This window comes from Streptomyces sp. AM 4-1-1 (genome assembly GCF_029167625.1).
Classification (GTDB): Bacteria; Actinomycetota; Actinomycetes; order Streptomycetales; family Streptomycetaceae; genus Streptomyces.
In genome coordinates, this window is record NZ_CP119145.1 from 477,621 (window position 1) to 499,521 (window position 21,901).

Below are 21,901 nucleotides of genomic sequence, written 5' to 3' on the forward strand. Positions count from 1 at the left end.
GTGGGCTTCCGCACGGGCTTCGGCGTGTCGCCGCCGGTTCCCGGCGCCGGGGCTACTCATCCGTGATCACGGAGTCCAGCCACGCGGAGACCGCCCGCGCGGTGGACGGAAGGTGTTTCTCCATCATCGACCAGTGGTTTCCCGGCACATCGACGGCCGTGTGCGGCCGGTTCCAGGAGGCCCGCCAGTCGACGGTGGTGTCGCCGGCCGGTTCGGCGGGCGGCTCGGAGGCGCGTACGAGCAGGACCGGGGCCTTGACCGGGGGCGTTTCCCAGTCGTCGAGGAGCTGGAAGTAGCGGCCCATGGCGGTGAGCCGGGCGCTGTCCATGGGAGCCGCCCGGTCCTCGCGGTCGAACATGCCCTGCATCAGTACGTCGTTGAACTGGCTGATCGCGGTGTCGCCGGACAGGTAGGTGTCCAGCAGCACCACCGCCGCCGGGCCGCGTCCCCGCGCCTCCAGCCGGGCGGCGACCGCGTGCGCCAGGGTGCCGCCCGACGAGGACCCCAGCAGGACCAGGGGCCGGTCCCCGAACCGGTCCCCGACGCTCGCGGCCTGGAACTCCACCAGCGCGGACATGGTCCCCGGCAGGGGTTCGTCGGGGGCGAACCCCGGTGCGTCGAGCGCGCTGACGCCGTAGCGGCCCTCGAAGGCGGCGGCGAAGCGTGCGTACTGGTGCGCGCCGCCCAGCGCGACGACCGAGGCGAAGCAGATCAGCTCGGGACCGTCGTCGCGGGCGTTGAGCCGCAGCGGTTCCGGCCGGGCGTCCGCGCGGAGCAGTTCGGCGCCGGAGCGGAAGTCGGGCCGGAACATGGCGGCGTGCTGGAGGATCTTGACGCCGTCGTGGAGCTTTCCCGCCTCGCACGCCTGCCGGAACAGGGCGTTGACCGGGTCGACGGCGGGGGCCGGGGCCCGGTCCTCCGGCTTCCCGTCCGCCGAGGCCGCGTGGGCGAGTTCGTCGGACAGGTGGGCGGCGAGACGGGCCGGGGAGCCCGTGTCCAGGACCGCGGTGGGCCGTAGCCGCAGGTCCAGCGCGGCGGCCAGCCGGTTGCGCAGTTCGACGGCGGTCAGCGAGTCGAATCCGACCTCCAGGAAGGCGTCGCGCGGGGCGAGCGCGTCCGGGTCGGCGTGGCCGAGGACGGCCGCGGCCTGGGCCCGGACCAGTCCCAGCAGGATCGCCCGCCGCTCGTCCTCGGGCGCCGCCGCGAGCCGGGGCCGCAGAGAGGCGTCGCTCTCCGGACCGCCCCGCCGGGCGGGCGGGCGCACCAGTGAGCGCAGCAGATGCGGCACCGGGCCGCCCCGGAGGGCGGCGGGGTCCAGACGGATCGGCACCAGGACCGGGTCGTCGAGGGCCAGGGCGGTGTCGAGCAGGGCCAGTCCCTCCTCGGCGGTCAGTGCCTGTACGCCGCTCCTGGCCATCCGGGTCAGGTCGGTGCCGGTGAGGTCCGAGGTCAGGGCGGAGCGCCGCTCCCACAGGCCCCAGGCGAGCGAGGTGCCGGGCAGGCCGGCCCGGCGGCGGGCCACGGCGAGCGCGTCGGTGAAGGCGTTGGCCGCCGCGTAGGACGCCTGTCCGGGACTGCCGAAGATTCCGGCGGCGGAGGAGAACAGGACGAAGGCCGACAGGTCGGCGTCCCGGGTCAGTTGGTGGAGGTTCCACGCCCCGTCGGCCTTGGGCCGCAGGACGGTGTCCAGCCGCTGGGGCGACAGTCCTTCCAGTACGCCGTCGTCGAGCACGCCCGCGAGGTGGACGACGGCCCGCAGCGGGTGGGCGGCGGGCACGGCCGCGAGCACCCCGGCGAGCGCCTCGCGGTCGGCCACGTCACAGGCGGCCATGGTGACGTGGGCGCCGAGCGAGGTCAGCTCGTCGGTCAGGGCCGTGGCCCCGTCGGCGGCGGCGCCCCGGCGGCCGACGAGCAGCAGATGCCGTACGCCGTGCGCGGCGACCAGATGGCGGGCGACCAGGGCGCCGAGGGTGCCCGCGCCGCCGGTCAGCAGGACCGTGCCGTCCGGATCGGCGGTGAACGCCCGGCCGGGGGCGGGCGGGCGGCCGAGCCGGGCGGCGTACAGGACGCCTGCCCGCAGGGCGAGCTGGGGCTCCCCGCAGGCCAGGGCGGTGGCGAGGATGCCGGGCAGGTCGTCGGCACGTCCGTCGGTGTGCCCGTCGGTGTGTCCGTCGGTGTCCAGCAGCAGGAACCGTCCGGGGTGCTCCAGTTGGGCCGCGCGCAGCAGTCCGTGGACAGCGGCGGCGCCGGGGTCGACCGGGTCGTCGCCGAGGTCCACCGCACCGCGGGTGAGCAGCACCAACGGAGTGTCCGCGAACCGTGGTTCGGCGAGCCAGCGGCGCAGCAGGTCGAGCACGGGAGCGGTGGCCGCCAGGGCCGGGCCCGGCCGGCCGGGTGCGCCGGATGGGCCGGAGTCCGGGGCGGCCGGGGCGGGGGCGGTGGACGGGCCGGGGGCGGCGGGCGGGGCCGGGGCCGTGGACGGCGAGGGCGGGGCGCACAGGGCGAGTACCGCGTCGGGTGTGCCGGTGATGTCCGCCGGGCCCTGGTGGTGGCCGGCCGGGAATCCGGCCGGGAGCAGTCGCTCGTCCGGTCGGCCGAGCACGGCCCACCGGGGGACGGCGGGAGCGGGCCCGGTGGCGCCCAGGGGCGCCCACTCGGGGCGGAACAAGGACCGCGTGGGTGTCCGCGAGGTGACCGGTGACGCGGTCCGCAGGGTGAGGGTGCCGATCGTCATCACCGGCCGGCCGGTGGGTTCGGTGACCCGCACGGACACCGTGTCCTCCGTCAGGGAGCGCAGCGCCACCCGCAGGACGGGACCGGCCGGGCGGGTGAGGGTGACGTCGTGCCAGGAGAAGGGGAGCCGGGGCCCGTCGCCGCCGTCAGGCGTGCCGGACCGCAGCCCGACCGTCTGCAGTGCGGCGTCCAGCAGCGCGGGGTGCACCGCGAATCCGGTCTCCCGCGATCCGGGTACGTCCTCCGGGAGCGCCACCTCCGCGTGGACGGTATCGGCGCCGCGCCAGGCCGCGCGCAGTCCGGTGAAGAGCGGTCCGTAGTGGACCCCGGCGGCCTCGAAACCGTCGTACAGCTCGTCGACGTCCAGGGCGACGGCGCCGGCGGGCGGCCAGGGGGCCGGGGCGGCCGGGAACCCGTCCCCGTCCGCCGGCACGGCGGGGGCGAGGGTCCCGGAGGCGTGCCGCACCCAGGTGTCGTCGGCGCCGGGATCGTCGGCGGTGCCGGGGCGGTCCGGGCCGTCGGAGCACGCGCGCGCGTACAGCTCGAAGGTACGGCGGCCGGTCGGGCCGGGGCCGGCCACGGCGAACCGTAGTTGCCGGTCCCCGCCGCCGGGCTCCTCGGGGCCGTCGCCGGGCAGGACGAGGGGCGCCGCCAGGGTCAGCTCCTCCACCGTGGCGCAGCCGGTGTACGCGCCCGCGTGCGCCGCCATCTCCAGTACCGCCGCGCCGGGCAGCAGCACCGTGCCGGACACGGCGTGACCGGCGAGCCAGGGGCGGTCGCGCAGCGACAGCCGCCCGGTGAACAGCACCCCGCCGGAGTCCGGCAGGTCCACGGCAGCGCTCAGCAGCGGATGCCCGGTGCCGGTCTGGCCACTGGACGCCGGGTCGCCCGCCACGACGGGGGTCTCCAGCCAGTAGTGGTCGCGTTGGAACGCGTACGTGGGCAGGTCGACCCTGCGCGCCCCGGTGCCCTCGAACACCGGCCGCCAGTCGACGTCCACCCCGTTGACGTACGCCTCCCCCAGTGAACTCAGCATCCGGGCGGGGCCGCCGTCGTTCTGGCGCAGGGTGGCGACGACCACGGCGTCGTCGGCTGCGGCGTCGGCGACGGAGTCCTCGATCCCGTAGGTGAGCAGCGGGTGGGGGCTGACCTCCACGAAGGTGCGGTGGCCCTCGTCGAGCAGTCGGCGCACGGCGTCGTGGAAGCGGACGGTCTGCCGTAGGTTGCGGTACCAGTAGTCGGGTCCGAGATCCGCCGCGGTCAGCCAGTCGACGTCCACGGACGAGAGCAGGGGGACGGCGGGGGTACGGGGGGCGAGTCCGGCCAGGTCGTGGCTCAGCCGGTCGCGCACCGCTTCGATGTCGCCGGAGTGCGAGGCGTAGTCCACCGGGATGGGCCACGCCATCGCGCCCTCGGTGGTCAGCGCGTCGACGAGCGCGGTGACGTCCGCGGCCGCGCCGGCGACCACCAGGACCCGGGGGCCGTTGACGGCGGCGATGGACACCCTGCCCTCGTACGGTTTCAGACGGGGCGTCAGCTCGTCGGGGGACATCAGCACGGTGGCCATGCCGCCGTCGCCCGCGAGTCCGGCGAGCGCCCTGCTGCGCAGTGCCACCACGGTGGCCGCGTCGTCGAGGGTGAGGGCTCCGGCCACGCAGGCCGCGGCGGCCTCGCCCTGGCTGTGGCCGATGACGGCGGCGGGTTCGACGCCGTGGGAGCGCCAGAGCGCGGCGAGCGAGATCATCACCGCGAAGAGGACCGGCTGGAGCACGTCCACCCGGTCCATCGACGGCGCGCCGGGCGCTCCGCGCAGCACCTCGGTCGGTGACCAGTCGAGGTGGCGGGCCAGGGCGCGCTCGCAGTCGGCCAGCCGGTGCGCGAACACGGGTGAGGCGACGAGGAGTTCGGCGCCCATACCGGGCCACTGGGAGCCGAGGCCGGGGAAGACGAACACCGCCTTGCGGCCGGGCAGGGCCCTGCCCCGGGCCGAGCCCGGAGGGTTCTCGCCCCGGGACAGCGCGGCCAGTCCGTCGAGCAGGGTCGCGCGGTCGTCGCCGACCAGGACCGCGCGGTCGGCGAAGCGCGACCGGCCGGTGGCGAGGGAGAGGCCGATGTCCCGTGAGTCCGGGGCGGGTTCGGCGGTGACGCGTGCGTGCAGCGCCGCCGCCTGACCGCGCAGCGCGGCCTCTCCCCTGCCGGACAGCGTCCAGACGGTGGGCCCGACGGGGGCCCCGGACCATGCCCGTCCGGCGGCGGGGCCGGTCGCGGCCGAGCCGGAGGCGGAGGGGCCGGTCGGGGAAGGGCTGCTCACGGAGGAGCCGGACGCGGAGGAGCCATTCGCGGAGGAGCCGGACGCTGAAGAGCCGGTCGCGGAAGGCCCATTCGCGGAGGGACCGGTCGCGGAATGGCCGTTCACGGAGGGGCCGGTCGGGGAAGGGCTGCTCACGGAAGGCCCGTTCACGGAAGGCCCGGTCGCGGAAGGCCCGTTCACGGAAGGCCCGTTCACGGAGGGACCATTCACGGAGGGGCCGGTCGCGGCTGAGCCGTTCACAGCAGTACCGGTCGCTGAAGGGCCGGTCACCGAAGGACCGGTCGCGGCCGGGTCGTCCGGGGCGGCGGGCTCGGTGGCGGGCGCCGACTCCAGGATGGTGTGGGCGTTGGTACCGCTGGCGCCGAAGGAGGAGACACCGGCCCGGCGCGGCCGGCCGGTGTCGGGCCACGGGGTGGCCTCGGTCAGCAGGGAGACGGCGCCCTCGGACCAGTCCACCTGGGACGACGGCCGGTCGACGTGCAGGGTGCGGGGCAGCAGTCCGTGCCGCATCGCCAGGACCATCTTCATCACCCCGCCCACTCCGGCGGCGGCCTGTGTGTGGGTGAGGTTCGACTTGAGCGAACCGAGCAGGAGCGGCCGTTCCGCGGGGCGGTCCCTGCCGTAGGTGGCCAGCAGGGCCTGGGCCTCGATCGGGTCGCCGAGCCGGGTGCCGGTGCCGTGCGCCTCCACGGCGTCGATGTCGTCGGGTGCCAGCCCGGCGGCGGCCAGGGCCTGCTGGATGACCCGTTGCTGGGAGGGGCCGTTGGGGGCGGTCAGCCCGTTGCTTGCGCCGTCCTGGTTGACCGCGCTGCCGCGTACCACGGCCAGCACCGGGTGGCCGTTGCGCCGGGCGTCCGAGAGCCGTTCCAGCAGGAGCATCCCGACGCCCTCGCCGAAGCCCGCGCCGTCGGCCCCGTCGGCGAAGGACTTGCACCGGCCGTCGGGGGCCAGTCCGCGCTGGCGGCTGAATCCGACGTAGAGCCCGGGGGTGGACATGACCGTCACACCGCCCGCCAGTGCGAGACGGATCTCCCCGGCCCGCAGGGCCTGGCAGGCCAGGTGCAGGGCGACCAGGGAGGACGAACAGGCGGTGTCCACGGTGACGGCGGGCCCTTCGAGGCCCAGGGTGTAGGAGATCCGGCCGCTGACGACGCTGGACACGGAGCCGGTGCCGAGGAACCCCTCCAGATCGGCGGGGAGTTTGCCGAGCCGGACCGCGTACTCGTTGTACATGACGCCCGCGTAGACACCGGTGCGGCTGCCGCTCAGCGACAGCGGGTCGATCCCGCCCCGTTCGACGGCCTCCCAGCAGGTTTCGAGCAGCAGGCGCTGCTGGGGGTCCATGGCCAGCGCCTCCCGGGGGGAGATGCCGAAGAAGCCGGGGTCGAACTCGCAGGCGTCGTGCAGGAAACCGCCCTCCCGGGTGTTGGCCGTGCCGGGGTTGTCCGGGTCGGGGTCGTACAGCTCGTCCAGCGGCCAGCCCCGGTCGGAGGGGAAGCCCGTGACGGCGTCCCGCTCACCCACCAGGAGCTGCCACAGGTCCTCCGGCGACCGGACGCCGCCGGGGAACCGGCAGCTCATCCCCACGATCGCCACGGGTTCGCGCGACCGGTCGCGGATGCGCCGGTTCTCGTCACGCAGCCGTTCGTTGTCCATCAGCGAGGCGCGCAGCGCCTCCACCACCCTGTCCGTGGCCATGTCGCTCCTCAGATCACGTGCCGGGTCAGGCATGTCCGCCGCCGAGTGCCGTCCGGACGAGGTCGTCCACGTCCATCTCCTTGATCGCGTCGACGCCGGCCGGGGTGCCGGGGGCCGGTTTCTCGTCGTCCGGGGCCGCGAGCCGCAGCAGCGCTTGCAGCAGTCCGGAGTCGCGCAGCGCGGCGACCGGGACGGTGGCCAGGGCGCGGCCGATCTCGGCGTCGTCCGGTCCTTCGGTGGTGGGTCGCCGCCGCGGTACGGACGGTCCGAACCGTTCGGCCAGATGTCCGGCCACCGCCTTCGGGCTCGGGTGGTCGAAGATCAGCGTGGCGGGCAGTCGCAGTCCGGTGGCGGCGTTGAGCCGGTTACGGAGTTCCACGGCGGTCAGCGAGTCGAACCCGAGCTGGCGGAAGGCCCGTTCGGGGTCCACCGCTGTCGGGTTCTCGTGTCCGAGTACGTCGGCGACATGGGCCCGGACCAGTTCGGTGAGGACCGTGCCCGCCTCGTCGGCGCCCAGTCCGGCGAGCCGTCGGCGCAGGGTGTCCGCGCCGGCCGCCGTGGCGCTCCCGGCGGCCGTCCGGCGGGCCGTGCCGCGTACCAGGCCACGCAGCAGATGCGGGGCCCCCGTCGCGTCGGCCCGTGCCCGCAGCCGGGCGAGGTCGATGCGGACCGGTACCAGTACCGCTTCGTCCCGGGTCAGGGCCGCGTCGAACAGCGCCAGTCCCTCCTCGGAGCTGAGCGCGCCCGCACCGCCCCTGCCCAGCCTGCGCAGATCGACCTCGTCCAGGGTGCCGGTCAGTGCGCTGAGCTGCGCCCACATGCCCCAGGCCAGCGACTGCCCCGGCAGTCCCAGGGCTCTGCGGTGCTGGGCGAGTGCGTCCAGACAGGCGTTGGCGGCGGCGTAGTTGCCCTGTCCGGCGCTGCCCATGGTGCCCGCGGCGGAGGAGAACAGGACGAAGGCCGACAGCGGCGACTCCCTCGTCAGCTCGTGGAGGTGTGTCGCGGCGTCCACCTTGGGGCGCAGCACCCGGTCCAGGCGTTCGGCGGTGAGCGAGCCGATGACACCGTCGTCCAGGACTCCCGCCGCGTGGATCACCGCGGTCAGCGGCCGGTCGGCGGGCACCGAGCCGAGCAGTGCGGCCAGTGCCTCACGGTCGGCCACGTCGCAGGCGGCCGACCGCACCTGCGCTCCCAGTCCGGTGAGTTCGGCGGTCAGCGCGGCCGCCTCGGGGGTGTCCGGGCCGCGCCGCCCGGTGAGCAGCAGATGGCGGACGCCGTGCCGGGTGACGAGGTGCCGGGCCACCAGTGCGCCCAGGACCCCGAAGGCGCCGGTGATGAGCACCGTGCCGGACGGGTCGAGCGGCGGGGCGCCGGACGGATCGGTGAGCGGGGCCCCGGCCGGTCCGGCGGAGGCGTCGACGGGCGGGGTCGTGAGCGGTACGGCCGACGCGTCGGTGGACGGTTCCGTCGGCGGCACGGTGGACGCGTCGGCCGACGCGGGCGGGTCCGTGGGCGCCGGTGCCTGCCGCGGTGGGGCGGCAGCCGGTACGCGGGCCAGCCGGGGTGCCAACAACGCGCCACTTCTGATGGCCAGTTGAGGTTCACCGGTCGCCAGGACCGCGGGCAGCAGAGCCGGTGCCCGGTCCCGGTCGTCGGTGTCGACGAGGACGATCCGGTCGGGGTGTTCGGACTGGGCCGAGCGCACCAGGCCCCATACGGCGGCGCCCGCCGGATCGGCGATGTCCTCGCCGGGAACGGTGCAGGCGGCCGACCGGGTGAGGAGCACGAGCCGGGTGTCGGCGTAGATGTCGTCCGCCAGCCATTCCTGGAGCAGCGTCAGGACGCCTCCCAGGGCGGTGCGCACCGCCACGGGGGTGGTGAGGTCGACGGCGATCACCTCGGGTGCGGGCGCGCCCGCCGCCACGGTTCCGGTGAGCGCCGCGAGGTCGGGGTGCGCGTCCGGCAGGAACTCCCCGGAGGCGATCGCGGCCCATCGTCCGGCGGGCCGGTCGCCGCCAAGGGGTACGGGGGTCCAGTCCACCCGGAACAGCGAGTCGTGGGCGGTGGGTCCGGTGCCGCGCAGCGCGTCCAGGGAGATCGGGCGGACGGCGAGTTCGCCGACCGTGGCGACGGGCCGGCCGGCCGGGTCGGCGGCGGACAGGGAGACCGCTCCGCTGTCGTCGTAGCCCAGCCGGACCCGCAGGGTGGTGGCCCCTGACGCGTGCAGGGTGACTCCGCCCCAGGAGAACGGCAGCCGGGCGGTGCCGGGTTCCTCGGTCTGCTCGGTGCCGTCCTCGGTGGCCAGCAGGCGAAGTCCGTGCAGCGCCGCGTCGAGCAGGGCCGGGTGCAGGCAGTACGCGGCGGCCTGGGACCGCTGGTCCTCGGGCAGCTCGACCTCGGTGAAGATCTCGTCGCCGAGGCGCCAGGCGGAGCGCAGCCCCTGGAACGCGGGGCCGTAGCCGTACGCCGAGTCGGCGATGCGGTCGTAGAAGCCGTCGAGCGGGACCGGCCGGGCCCCCGCCGGGGGCCAGACCTGGTCGTCGGGGGTCTGGTCCCCGGCGGGTTCCTCACCCGGGGCCAGCGTGCCCGACGCGTGGGTGGTCCACTCCCGGTCGGTGTCGTCCTCGCCTCGTGAGGACACGGCGAGGGTGCGCCGCCCGGTGTCGTCGGGGGCCCCGACGCGCACCTGGAGCCGGACGGCACCGGTCGTGGGCAGGACCAGCGGGGCGTGCAGGGTCAGTTCCTCGACCTCGGCGCAGCCCGCCTCGTCCCCGGCGCGTACGGCCAGTTCCACGAAGCCGGTGCCGGGCAGCAGTACCACTCCGGAGACCGCGTGGTCGGCGAGCCAGGGGTGGGTGGCGAGGGAGACGCGGCCGCTGAGCAGCACCTCCCCGGTGTCGGCGATCTCCATGGCCGCGCCGAGCAGCGGGTGCCCGGTGGAGCCGAGTCCCGCCGAGGTGACGTCGGCCGGGGTGACGGCGGCGGGGCGCACCCAGTAGTGGCGGTGCTGGAAGGCGTAGGTGGGCAGTTCCACCTGGGCCGCTCCGGGGAAGGCCGCCGTCCAGTCCACGGCGCCGCCGCGCACCCAGAGTTCGGCGGCGGAGAGCAGGAGCCGGCGGGGTCCGCCCTCGTCGCGCCGGAGGGTGCCGAGGACCACGGCGTCGTGTCCCGCCGCCTCGACCGTCTCCTCGACGGCCATGGTCAGTACGGGGTGGGGGCTGATCTCGACGAAGGCGGTGCAGCCCTCGGCGGCGAGGGCGCGGACGGCGGGTTCGAAGCCGACGGTCCGGCGCAGGTTGCGGTACCAGTAGCCGGCGTCCATCTCGGTGGTGTCCAGCCAGCGCCCGTCGACGGTGGAGTAGAGGGGGACCCTGGAGGTGACGGGTCGCAGTCCGGCCAGGACGTCGAGGAGTTCGTCGCGGATCTCCTCGACCTGTTCGCCGTGGGAGGCGTAGTCCACATCGATACGGCGGGCGCGTACCCCCTCCGCCTCGCACCGGACCAGCAACTCGGCCAACGCCCCCGGCTCACCCGACACCACCGTCGAAGCAGGACCGTTGAACGCCGCCACCGACAACCGCCCCTCCCACCCCGACAACAACTCCCCCACCACCCCAGCCGAACACGACACCGACACCATCCCCCCACGACCACCCAGAACCCCCAACGCACGACTCCGCAACACCACCACCCGCACCCCGTCCTCCAAACTCAACGCACCCGCCACCACCGCCGCCGCGATCTCACCCTGGCTATGACCCACCACCGCATCCGGCACCACACCGAACGAACCCCACAACCGCGCCAACGACACCATCACCGCGAACAACACCGGCTGCACCACATCCACCCGATCCAACCCCGGCGCACCCACCTCACCCCGCAACACCGACACCAACGACCAATCCACCCACCGCGACAACACCCCCTCACACTCAGCAACACACCCCGCAAACACCTCTGAACCCTCCAACAACCCCACCGCCATACCCACCCACTGCGACCCCTGACCCGGAAACACAAACACCGTGCGGCCGTCCGTGTCGGCGACGCCGCGTACGAGTTCGGGGGCGGTCGCGCCGTCGGCGAGGGCCGTGAGCGCGGCGGGCAGCCGGGTGTCGTCCCCGACCAGGACGGCCCGGTGTTCGAACGCGGTGCGGCCGGCGAGCGAGAGGCCCACGTCGGCCGGGGTGGCCGGGCTGCCCGTCAGGTGCTCCGCCAGCCTGCGCGCCTGGTTCCTGAGCGCGTCCTCGGTCCTGGCGGCCAGCGGCCAGGGCAGGGCGGTGTCACCGGGCCCGGGGGTGCCGGGCAGGGGGTCCGGTTCGTCGGTCGCGGTGTCGCTCTGCTCCAGGATCACGTGGACGTTGGTGCCGCTCATGCCGAACGCGGAGACGCCCGCCCGGCGCGGGTGGCCGCTCTCCGGCCACGGGCTCAGCTCGGTGACGAGCGAGAGCTCGCCCGCGTCCCAGTCCACCTTGGCCGACGGCCGGTCGACGTGCAGGGTGGCGGGCACCTGGCCGTGCCGCATGGCCAGCACCGTCTTGATCACCCCGGCCACCCCGGCGGCGGCCTGGGTGTGGGCGATGTTGGACTTCAGCGAGCCGACCAGCAGCGGCCGGCCGGGCGGGCGTTCCTGGCCGTAGGTGGCGAGCAGCGCCTGCGCCTCGATCGGGTCGCCCAGGGTGGTGCCGGTGCCGTGCGCCTCGACGACGTCGACCTCGGCGGCGGACAGCCGGGCGTTGGCGAGCGCGGCCCGGATGACGCGTTGCTGGGAGGGGCCGTTGGGGGCGGCGATCCCGTTGCTGGCCCCGTCCTGGTTGACGGCGGAGCCGCGCAGCACGGCGAGCACCGGGTGTCCGTTGCGCCGGGCGTCGGAGAGCCGTTCCACCAGGAGTACGCCGACCCCCTCGCCGAATCCCATGCCGTCGGCGGCGTCGGAGAACGCCTTGCAGCGCCCGTCGGCCGCCAGCCCGCGCTGCCGGGAGAAGCTGACGATGGCTCCCGGGGTCGACATCACCGCGACGCCGCCGGCCAGGGCCAGGGTGCAGTCCCCGGCGCGCAGCGCCTGCGCGGCCACGTGCAGGGCGACCAGTGAGGCGGAGCAGGCCGTGTCGACGGTGACGGCGGGGCCTTCGAGGCCCAGGGTGTAGGAGATGCGGCCGGAGATGACGCTGCCGCCGCTGCCGGTGAGCAGATGTCCCTCGTCCACGGAGCTCTGGTACAACGCGCTGCCGTAGTCCTGGTAGTTGACCCCGGTGAACACTCCGGTGGAGCTGCCGCGCAGGGTCTCCGGGTCGATCCCGGCGCGTTCGAACGCCTCCCAGGAGGTCTCCAGGAGGAGCCGCTGCTGCGGGTCCATCGCCACCGCCTCGCGCGGTGAGATCCCGAAGAACTCGGCGTCGAACTGCCCCGCGTCGTGCAGGAATCCGCCGTGCCGGGCGTAGGCGGTGCCGGGCCGGTCCGGGTCGGGGTCGTACAGCTCCTCCAGTGGCCAGCCGCGGTCGGTCGGGAATCCGGAGACGACGTCCCCGCCGTCGGCGAGCAGGCGCCACAGCTGCTCGGGGGTGTGCACCTCGCCCGGGAAGCGGCAGCTCATGGCGACGATCGCGATCGGTTCGTCGGCGGCTGCCGTGGACGGCGCGGGGACGGGCGCGGCGGGTGTGCGCCGCTCACCCAGCACCTCGGACCTGATGTGCTCGGCGAGCACGGCCGCCGAGGGGTGGTCGTAGATCAGGGTCGCGGGCAGTCGCAGCCCGGTGGCCGACCGCAGCCGGTTGCGCAGCTCGACCGCGGTCAGGGAGTCGAAGCCGAGTTCCTGGAACGCCTTGGCGGGGCGCAGTTCCTGCGGTGAGGAGTGGCCGAGTACGGCTGCCGCGTGGGTGCGTACGAGATCCAGGGCGGCCCGGATCTGTTCGCTCTCCTCCAGTTTCTCCAGGCGTTGCCGGAACGGTGACGACGCCCCGGGAGCGGCGGCGGGCACCTCCTCCAGCAGTCTGCGGGCCTCCGGGACCCCGGTGAGCAGCCTGCTGGGACGTACGGAGGTGAAGACCGCGGCGAACTGCTCCCAGTCCACTTCGGCGACGGCGATGACGGAGGCGTCGTCGTCCAGTGCCTGCTGGAGTCCGGTGAGGGCCGGTCCGGCTTCGATCAGCGGCAGGCCCTGCTTCTGCACCCGGAAGAAGTCGGCGTCGGACACGGTCACGCGGGGCACCCAGGGGTTGGCCGCCTGCCACACCCCCCAGTCGACGGAGGTCGCGGTCAGCCCCCGGGACCTGCGGTGCTCGGCCAGGGCGTCGAGGTAGGCGTTGCCCGCCGAGTAGGCGGCGTGGTTGCTGCTGCCCCAGACGCCGGCGATGGAGGAGAACAGGACGAACGCGTCGAGTTCGTGGTCCAGCAGTTCGTCCAGGTGCCGGGCGCCGGCCGCCTTGGCGGCGACGACCGCGGCGAAGGAGTCGAGCGGGGTCTCGTCCAGCGGGGCGAGTTCGATGTAGGCGGCGGCGTGGAAGACCGCGGTGACGGGGGTGCCCCGCTCGTCGAGCCCGGTCAGCAGCTCGGCGACGGCGTCCCGGTCGGAGATGTCGCAGACGGGCAGGGCGAGTGTGGTGCCCAGCTCCGCCAGTTCCGCGGTGAGTTCGTCGGCGCCGGGGACGTCCGGGCCGCGCCGGCCGGGCAGCACGAGGTGTTCCGCGCCGCCCCGGGCGAGCCAGCGGGCGAGGTGCGGGCCGAGCGCTCCCGTACCGCCGGTGATGAGCACGGTGCCGCGCGGTTTCCAGGCCGGGCGGTCGCCCGGGGCGCGCGGGGCCCGCACCAGGCGGCGGCCGAGCAGGCCGGAGGCGCGGACCGCGAGCTGGTCCTCTCCGGTGGTCCCGCCGAGGACCGCGCACAGCCGGTTGCGGGCCTGGGAGTTGAGGGTCGGTGGCAGGTCGATGAGGCCGCCCCAGCGGTCCGCGTGCTCCAGTCCCGTCACCATGCCGGTGCCCCAGATCAGGGCGTGTTCGGGGGTGGTGAGCGGGTCGGTGGAGCCGGTCGTCACCCCGCCGCTGGTCACGCACCACAGCGGTGCGTCGATGCCCAGGTCGCCGAGCGCCTGCACCAGGACGAGGGTGAGCGCCGCGCCGACGGGGACGGAGGGGTGGCCGGGGTGCGGCCGGACGGCGGCGGCCAGCAGGGAGAGCACTCCGTCGAACGCCGGCCGGTCGGCGCCCGGGTGCGCGGCAGGCGCCCCGGTCAGTTTCGCGGCCAGGTCCTGGCGTTCCGTGTCCTCGTCCGTGAGCACGGCGGGCACGGTCTCGGCGCCCGCGGCGGCGAGGGCGGCGAGGGTGTCCCGTACCAGTGCGTCCTCCTCGTGGCCGGCCGGCAGGACCACCAGCCAGCGGCCGGACAGGGTGGTCGCGGCCGGGTCGGGCACCGGCTGCCAGTCGATCCGGTAACGCCAGGTGTCGACGACGGAGTTCTCCTGGTGCCGTCGGCGCCAGGAGGTCAGTGCGGGCAGCACCGTGCCGAGCGTCTCGGCGTCCAGCGAGAGGGTGTTGGCGGGGTCGCCGCGCTCGACGATGCGCCAGAACTCGGAGTCCGCCTCGTCCTCGGCGGCCGGTCCCATCGCGCCGGGGCCCTCCAGCCAGTAGCGGCGGTGCTCGAAGGGGTACGTCGGCAGGTCGGTGCGGCGGGCTCCGGTGCCCTCGAACAGGGCCGACCAGCGCACCGGGACGCCGTGCGCCCAGAGTTCGGCGGCCGAGGACAGTGCCCGTTCGGGGCCGCTCTCGCCGCGCCGGAGGGTGCCGACGGCCAGCGCCCGCGGGGTGTCGGTGCCGTCCAGGGTCTCCTGCACGGACATGGTGAGGACGGGGTGCGGGGAGACCTCCAGGAACACCTCGTGGCGCTGTTCGGCCAGGGCCCGTACGGCGCCGTCGAACTCCACGGTCTCGCGGAGGCTGCGGTACCAGTACTCGGCGTCCATGACCGCGGTGTCCAGCCAGTCGCCGGTCAGGGTCGAGAACAGCGGCACCTTGGCGGTGACGGGTCCGATGCCCGCCAGGGCGGTCAGCACCTCGTCACGGATGCGCTCCACGTGGGCGGAGTGGGAGGCGTAGTCCACGGCCACGGCCCTGGCCCGTACGCCGTCGTTCTCGCAGTCGGCGAGCAGTTCGCGCAGGGCGTCGGCGTCGCCGGACACCACCACGGCCGTCGGGCCGTTGACGGCCGCGACCGACAGCCGGCCCGGCCACCGGCCGACGAGTTCGGTGACCCGGTCGCGGGGCAGGGCGACCGACACCATGCCGCCGTGCCCGGCGAGCGCGCCGAGCGCCCGGCTGCGCAGGGCCACGACCCGGGCGCCGTCCTCCAGGGTCAGCGCGCCGGCCACCACGGCGGCGGCGATCTCGCCCTGGCTGTGGCCCAGTACCGCGTCGGGCTCGACGCCCCAGGACCGCCAGAGCGCGGCGAGCGACACCATCACGGCCCACAGCGCGGGCTGGACCACGTCGACCCGTTCGAAGGGGGGTGTGCCCGGGTCGCCGCGCAGGACGGCGGACAGCGACCAGTCCACGTGGGGGCGCAGGGCCTCCTCGCACGCGGCCATGGAGTCGGCGAACGCCGACGGCCGGTCGAGCAGGTCCACCGCCATGCCGGCCCACTGGGCGCCCTGGCCGGGGAAGACGAACACCCGGCGCCCCTCGGCGTCGGTGACACCGCGCACCAGCCCGGGGTGATCCTCGCCGCGTGCCAGCGCGTCCAGCGCGTCGAGGGGGCCTTCGGGGCCGGAGCCCAGCAGGACGGCGCGGTACTCGAACGGGGTCCGGCCGGTGGCCAGCGAGAAGCCGATGTCGAGCGGGTCCGGACGGTCGCCGCCACCGCCGCTGTCGCTGTCGCGCAGTTGTTCCCGGAGGCGTACCGCCTGTCCGGTGAGTGCCTGCGCCGTCCTGGCCGAGAGCACCCAGGGCAGGGTGGGCGACGGGGCCGGGTCCCCGGCGGTCGCCTCCGCCGTCAGCTCGGTGTCCGCCGTGTCGGCGGGTGTGTCAGCCGAGTCGGTGGCTCCGGCCGGGTCCGCCGGTGCCTCCTCCAGGATGGCGTGGACGTTGGTGCCGCTGAAGCCGAAGGCGGAGACCGCGGCGCGGCGCGGCGCCCCGGTGTCCGGCCAGTCGTACGGCTCGGTGAGCAGTTCGATGTCACCGGTGGACCAGTCCACGTGCGGGGAGGGCTCGTCGGCGTGCAGGGTGCGGGGCATCACCCCGTGGCGCAGGGCCAGCACGGTCTTGATCACCCCGGCGACCCCGGAGGCGGCCTGGGTGTGCCCGATGTTGGACTTCAGCGCGCCGAGCCGCAACGGCCGCCCCGGCGGGCGTTCCCGGCCGTACGTGGCGAGCAGCGCCTCGGCCTCGATCGGGTCGCCGAGGGTGGTGCCGGTGCCGTGCGCCTCCACCACGTCGACGTCGGACGCGGTCAGGCCCGCGTTGACGAGTGCCTGACGGATCACCCGTTGCTGGGCGAGACCGTTGGGGGCGGACAGGCCGTTGCTCGCGCCGTCCTGGTTGACGGCGGAGCCGCGCAGCACGGCGAGGACGGGGTGCCCGTTGCGCCGGGCGTCCGACAGCCGCTCCAGCAGGACGACGCCGACGCCCTCTGCGAGCCCCATGCCGTCGGCGCTCGCGCCGAACGCCTTGCAGCGGCCGTCGGCGGCGAGTCCGCGCTGCCGGGAGAAGCCGATGAACACGCCCGGGTTGGACATCACGGCGACCCCGCCGGCCAGGGCGAGGGTGCAGTCGCCGCTGCGCAGGCCCTGCGCGGCGAGGTGGATCGCGGTCAGGGAGGAGGAGCAGGCCGTGTCGACGGTGACGGCCGGGCCCTCAAGGCCGAGGGTGTACGCCACCCGGCCGGACACCACGCTGGCGGCGCCGCCCGCGACGAGGTGGCCCTCGCCGATCTCCGGGGAGGGGCCCGCGATCAGCGTGTAGTCCTGGTAGTTGACGCCCGCGAACACCCCGGTGGGGGTGGCGCGCAGCGAGGCCGGGTCGATCCCGGCCCGTTCGATCGCCTCCCAGGACGTTTCCAGGAGGAGGCGCTGCTGGGGGTCCATCGCCACGGCCTCGCGCGGTGAGATCCCGAAGAAGGCCGGGTCGAAGTCGCCCGCGTTGTGCAGGAAGCAGCCTTCCCGTACGTAGGAGGTGCCCTGTCGGTCGGGGTCGTCGTCGAAGAGCCGGTCGAGCGGCCACCCCCGGTCGGTGGGCATCCCGGACAGCGCTTCGCCGCCGTCCTGGAGCAGTTGCCACAGCTGTTCCGGGGTGTCGATGCCGCCCGCGAACCGGCAGCTCATCGCGACGACGGCGATGGGCTTCCCGGGGTCGGCGGCGGGGGCGGGGGCCTGTCGGGCCTGCCCGGTTCCGGCGCCGAGGAGTTCGGTGCGCAGGTGTGCGGCGAGCCGGGTCGCGGAGGAGTAGTCGAAGACGACGGTGGTCCGCAGCCGCAGTCCGGTGGCGGTGTTCAGCCGGTTACGGAGTTCGACGGCGATCAGCGAGTCGAAGCCGAGTTCGCGGAACGGGCGGTCGGGCAGCACCTCGTCGGCGGATTCGTGGCCGAGGACCGCGGCGGCGTGGGTACGGACCAGTTCGAGGAGGGTGCGGTGGGCCTCGGCGGTGGGCAGTGCGGCCAGGGTGCGGCGCAGCGGGAGTTCGGTGTCGCCGTCGTCCGGTGCGGCCTCGTCGTCCGCGGCGGCCGGGGCCGCCGTCAGGGCGCGTACGTCGGGGAGGTCGGCGATCAGCGGGCTGGGGCGGGCGGAGGTGAACACGGGGGCGAACCGGGGCCAGTCGACGTCGGCGACGAGGACCACGGTCTCCTGGTCGTCGAGGGCCTGTTGGAGTCCGGCGACGGCCAGCGCGGGGTCGATGGACGGCACACCGCGCTGGAGGAGGAGTTTTTCCAGATCGACGGCGAGCTGTCCGCCGCCCTCGGTGGTCCAGATGCCCCAGACCACGGAGGTCGCGGCCAGTCCCCGGGAGCGGCGGTGCTCGGCCAGGGCGTCCAGATAGGCGTTGCCCGCCGAGTAGGCGCCGTGGTCGGCGCTGCCCCACGTGCCGGAGATGGAGGAGAACAGGACGAACGCGTCGAGTTCGGTGGTGGCGAACACGGCGTCGAGGTTCGCGGCGCCCTGGGCCTTGGCGGCGAGGCTGGCGGCGAAGGTGGCGTCGGTCTCGTCGCGGACCGGCACCATCCGGGCGGCGTTGGCGGTGTGCAGGACGGAGCGGACGGGGCGGCCCTCCTCGGCCAGTCCGTCGACGAGGGAGGCGAGGGCGGCGCGGTCCGTGATGTCGAGCGCGGCGAGGGTGACGCCGACGCCGAGGGCGGTGAGTTCGTCCCGCAGCGCCACGGCTCCGGGGGCGCTCTCCCCGCTCCTGCTGGTCAGCACCAGGTGTTCGGCGCCGCTCCGGGCCAGCCAGCGGGCGCAGTGGGCGCCGAGCGCACCGGTTCCGCCGGTGATGAGGACGGTCCCGGTGGGCCGCCAGCCGCCGTCGGAGGACTCCGGGGACGGGGCCGTCGTGGGTGCGGACCGGGTCAGGCGCCGGGCGTGCGCACCGGAGGCGCGTACCGCGATCTGGTCCTCGTCGCCGATGCCCGCGAGCACGTCGGCGAGCAGTCGGCCGGTCCGGTCTCCGGGTTCCTGGGGGAGGTCGACGAGGCCGCCCCACAGTTTCGGGTGTTCCAGTCCGATGACCCGGCCGAGCCCCCAGACCAGTGCCTGCGCCGGGTTGCGCACGGCGTCGGAGGGGCCGGTCGAGACGGCGCCGGCGGTGGCGCTCCACAGCCGGGTCCGTACACCGAGGTCGACGAGCGCCTGGGTCAGCGCCGTGGTCAGTGCCACACCGACGGGAAGTGCCGGGTGCAGGGGGTGCGGGCGTTCGTCGAGGGCGAGCAGGGAGAGCACTCCGGCGGGTGCCTCGTCGTCCGCCAGGAGGTCGCGCAGCCGGGCGGTGAGCGATGCCCGGTCGGTCCCGGCGTGGCCCAGGGGGACCAGGACGGGGTGTGCGCCGTGTTCCTCCAGTGCCCGGACGGCGTGGAGCACGGTCTCGTGTCCGGTGTGTTCCTCGGGGACGGGCACCAGCCAGCGGCCGGACAGCGGCCTGGGCCGCTGCTCGGGGAGGTGGTGCCAGCCGGCCCGGTAGCGCCAGCCGTCCAGTACGGCCCGGTCCCGGCGGTTCTTGCGCCAGCCGGCGAGGGCGGGCAGGACGTCGTTCCAGGTGGCTGCCGGGACGCCGAGGGTGGCGGCGACGGCCTCGACGTCCTGGCGCTCCACCGCGTCCCAGAAGGCGGCGTCGGCGGGGTCGCTCTCCACGGGCGCGGCATCGGGCCGGGCGACCGGTTCGAGCCAGAAGCGGCGGTTCTGGAAGGCGTACGTGGGCAGTTCCACGTGGCGGGGTTCGACACCCCGGAAGGCGGGCCGCCAGTCGACGGGGACGCCATGGGTGTACGCCTCGGCGAGTGCGGTGAGCATCCGCCGCGGTCCTCCCTCGTCCCGGCGGAGGGTGCCGGTGATCAGGGTGGGCACCTCGGGGGCGCCGGGTACGGGCTCGGCGAGGTGGTCCTCGACGGTCTCCTGGAGGGGGACGGTGAGGACGGGGTGGGGGCTGACCTCGACGAACGCCCGATGCCCCGCGGCCAACAAAGCCCGCGTCGCATCCTCGAACAACACCGGCTGACGCAGATTCCGATACCAATACCCCCCGTCCAACACACCCCCGTCCACCAATCCACCCGTCACCGACGAATAGAACGGCACCCCACCCGACCTCGGCACCACCCCCGCCAACTCACCCGCCAACACCCCACGAATCTCCTCCACCTGCTCACCATGAGACGCGTAATCCACCTCGATACGACGCGCCCGCACACCCTCCACCTCACACCGGACCAGCAACTCGGCCAACGCCCCCGGCTCACCCGACACCACCGTCGAAGCAGGACCGTTGAACGCCGCCACCGACAACCGCCCCTCCCACCCCGACAACAACTCCCCCACCACCCCAGCCGAACACGACACCGACACCATCCCCCCACGACCACCCAGAACCCCCAACGCACGACTCCGCAACACCACCACCCGCACCCCGTCCTCCAAACTCAACGCACCCGCCACCACCGCCGCCGCGATCTCACCCTGGCTATGACCCACCACCGCATCCGGCACCACACCGAACGAACCCCACAACCGCGCCAACGACACCATCACCGCAAACAACACCGGCTGCACCACATCCACCCGATCCAACCCCGGCGCACCCACCTCACCCCGCAACACCGACACCAACGACCAATCCACCCACCGCGACAACACCCCCTCACACTCAGCAACACACCCCGCAAACACCTCCGAACCCTCCAACAACTCCACCGCCATACCCACCCACTGCGACCCCTGACCCGGAAACACAAACACCGAACGACCCACCCCCACACCCACCCGACCCACCACCACACCCACACCCGAACCCCCACCAGCCACCACACCCAAACCACCCACCAACCCCTCCCGATCCCCACCCACCACCACCGCCCGATGCTCAAACACCGAACGCGACACCACCAACGCACGCCCCACCTCACCCACACCACTCACACCGATCCCACCCGACCCCACACCACCCACACAAGCCGCCAACCGACCCGCCTGCTCACACAACGCACCCGCACTACGACCCGACACCACCCACGGCACCACACCACCCAACCCCACCACCGGCACCGAAGACCCCGACAACGCACCGGAACCACCAACACCCCCACCACCCTCAGGCCCCTCAGGCCCCTCCGCCGGAGCCTGCTCCAGGATCACGTGGGCATTGGTGCCGCTCATGCCGAACGCGGAGACACCCGCCCGGCGCGGGTGGTCGCTCTCCGGCCAGTCCCGGGCCTCGTCGAGCAGACGTACGTCACCGGCGGACCAGTCCACGTCGGGCGTCGGCGCGTCGACGTGCAGCGTCTTCGGCAGTCGTCCGTGGCGCAGCGCCATGACCATCTTGATCACCCCGGCCACCCCGGCGGCGGCCTGGGTGTGGCCGATGTTGGACTTGACCGAACCCAGCCAGAGCGGCCGGCCGGCCGGGCGCTCCTGGCCGTAGGTGGCGAGCAGCGCGTCGGCCTCGATCGGGTCGCCGAGCCGGGTGCCCGTGCCGTGTCCCTCGACCGCGTCGACATCGGCTCCGGTCAGACCGGCGTCGGCCAACGCGGCGCGGATGACGCGTTGTTGGGAGGGACCGTTGGGGGCGGCCAGGCCGTTGCTCGCACCGTCCTGGTTGACGGCGGAGCCCCGTACCAACGCCAGCACCGGATGCCCGTTGCGCCGGGCCTCCGACAGCCGCTCCACGAGGAGCACACCGATGCCCTCACCCCAGCCTGTGCCGTCCGCGGCGGCGGCGAACGCCTTGCAGCGGCCGTCGGAGGCCATCCCGCCCTGCCGGCCGATCTCCAGGAAGGCGCCGGGCATGGCCATCACGTTGACGCCGCCGACCAGGGCCAGGGTGCATTCGCGCTCGCGCAGGGCCTGGGCGGCGAGGTGCAGGGCCACCAGGGAGGCGGAGCAGGCCGTGTCCACGGTGACCGAGGGACCTTCGAGCCCCATGGCGTACGAGACCCGGCCCGACATCACGCTGATCGCGTTGCCGGTCATCAGGAAGCTCTTGACTGATTCGGGCGCACCGTCGGCGAGGGAGGCGTATCCCTGGTCGATGGTGGAGGCGTAGACGCCGGTGAGGCTGCCGCGCAGGGACATCGGGTCGATCCCGGCGCGTTCGACCGCCTCCCAGCACACCTGGAGCATCAGCCGCTGCTGCGGGTCCATGGCCAGTGCCTCGCGCGGCGAGATCCCGAAGAAGTCCGGGTCGAAGCCCGCCGCGTCGTCGAGGAAGGCGCCCTCCGCGGCGCTGCCCGCCGCGGTCAGCCCGGCGGCCTCCCATCCCCGGTCGGCGGGAATGCCCGTCATGGTGTCGCGGCCCCCGTCCACGACGTCCCAGAGGTCTTCGGGGGTGCGGACCTCGCCGGGGAAGCGGCAGCCCATGGCCACGACGGCGATGGGTTCCTGACCGCGTTCCTCCGCCTTCCGCAGCCGGTCGCGGGTCTGCTGGAGGTCGATCGTCACCCGGTTGAGGTATTCACGAAGCTTCTGCTCGCTCATCG

2 protein-coding genes are annotated in these 21,901 nt (G+C 74.4%); both read right to left on the reverse strand.

What is annotated here, in order from left to right:
- Positions 1 to 52: 52 nt before the first annotated feature.
- Positions 53 to 6,742 carry a type I polyketide synthase gene (locus tag PZB75_RS02075; protein ID WP_275533558.1) on the reverse strand — a complete coding sequence of 2,230 codons (6,690 nt, stop codon included), beginning with the start codon at positions 6,740 to 6,742 and terminating at the stop codon, positions 53 to 55.
- A 25-nt stretch (positions 6,743 to 6,767) separates the two neighbouring features.
- A complete protein-coding gene (locus tag PZB75_RS02080) occupies positions 6,768 to 21,899 on the reverse strand; it encodes a type I polyketide synthase (RefSeq protein ID WP_275533559.1) in 15,132 nt (5,043 codons plus the stop codon).
- Positions 21,900 to 21,901 lie beyond the last annotated feature (2 nt).

Bases quoted from the DNA above. Each gene is read 5' to 3' on its own strand.
- PZB75_RS02075 (WP_275533558.1), bottom strand. From the start codon at position 6,742: ATGGCCACGGACAGGGTGGTGGAGGCGCTGCGCGCCTCGCTGATGGAC.
- PZB75_RS02080 (WP_275533559.1), bottom strand. From the start codon at position 21,899: ATGAGCGAGCAGAAGCTTCGTGAATACCTCAACCGGGTGACGATCGAC.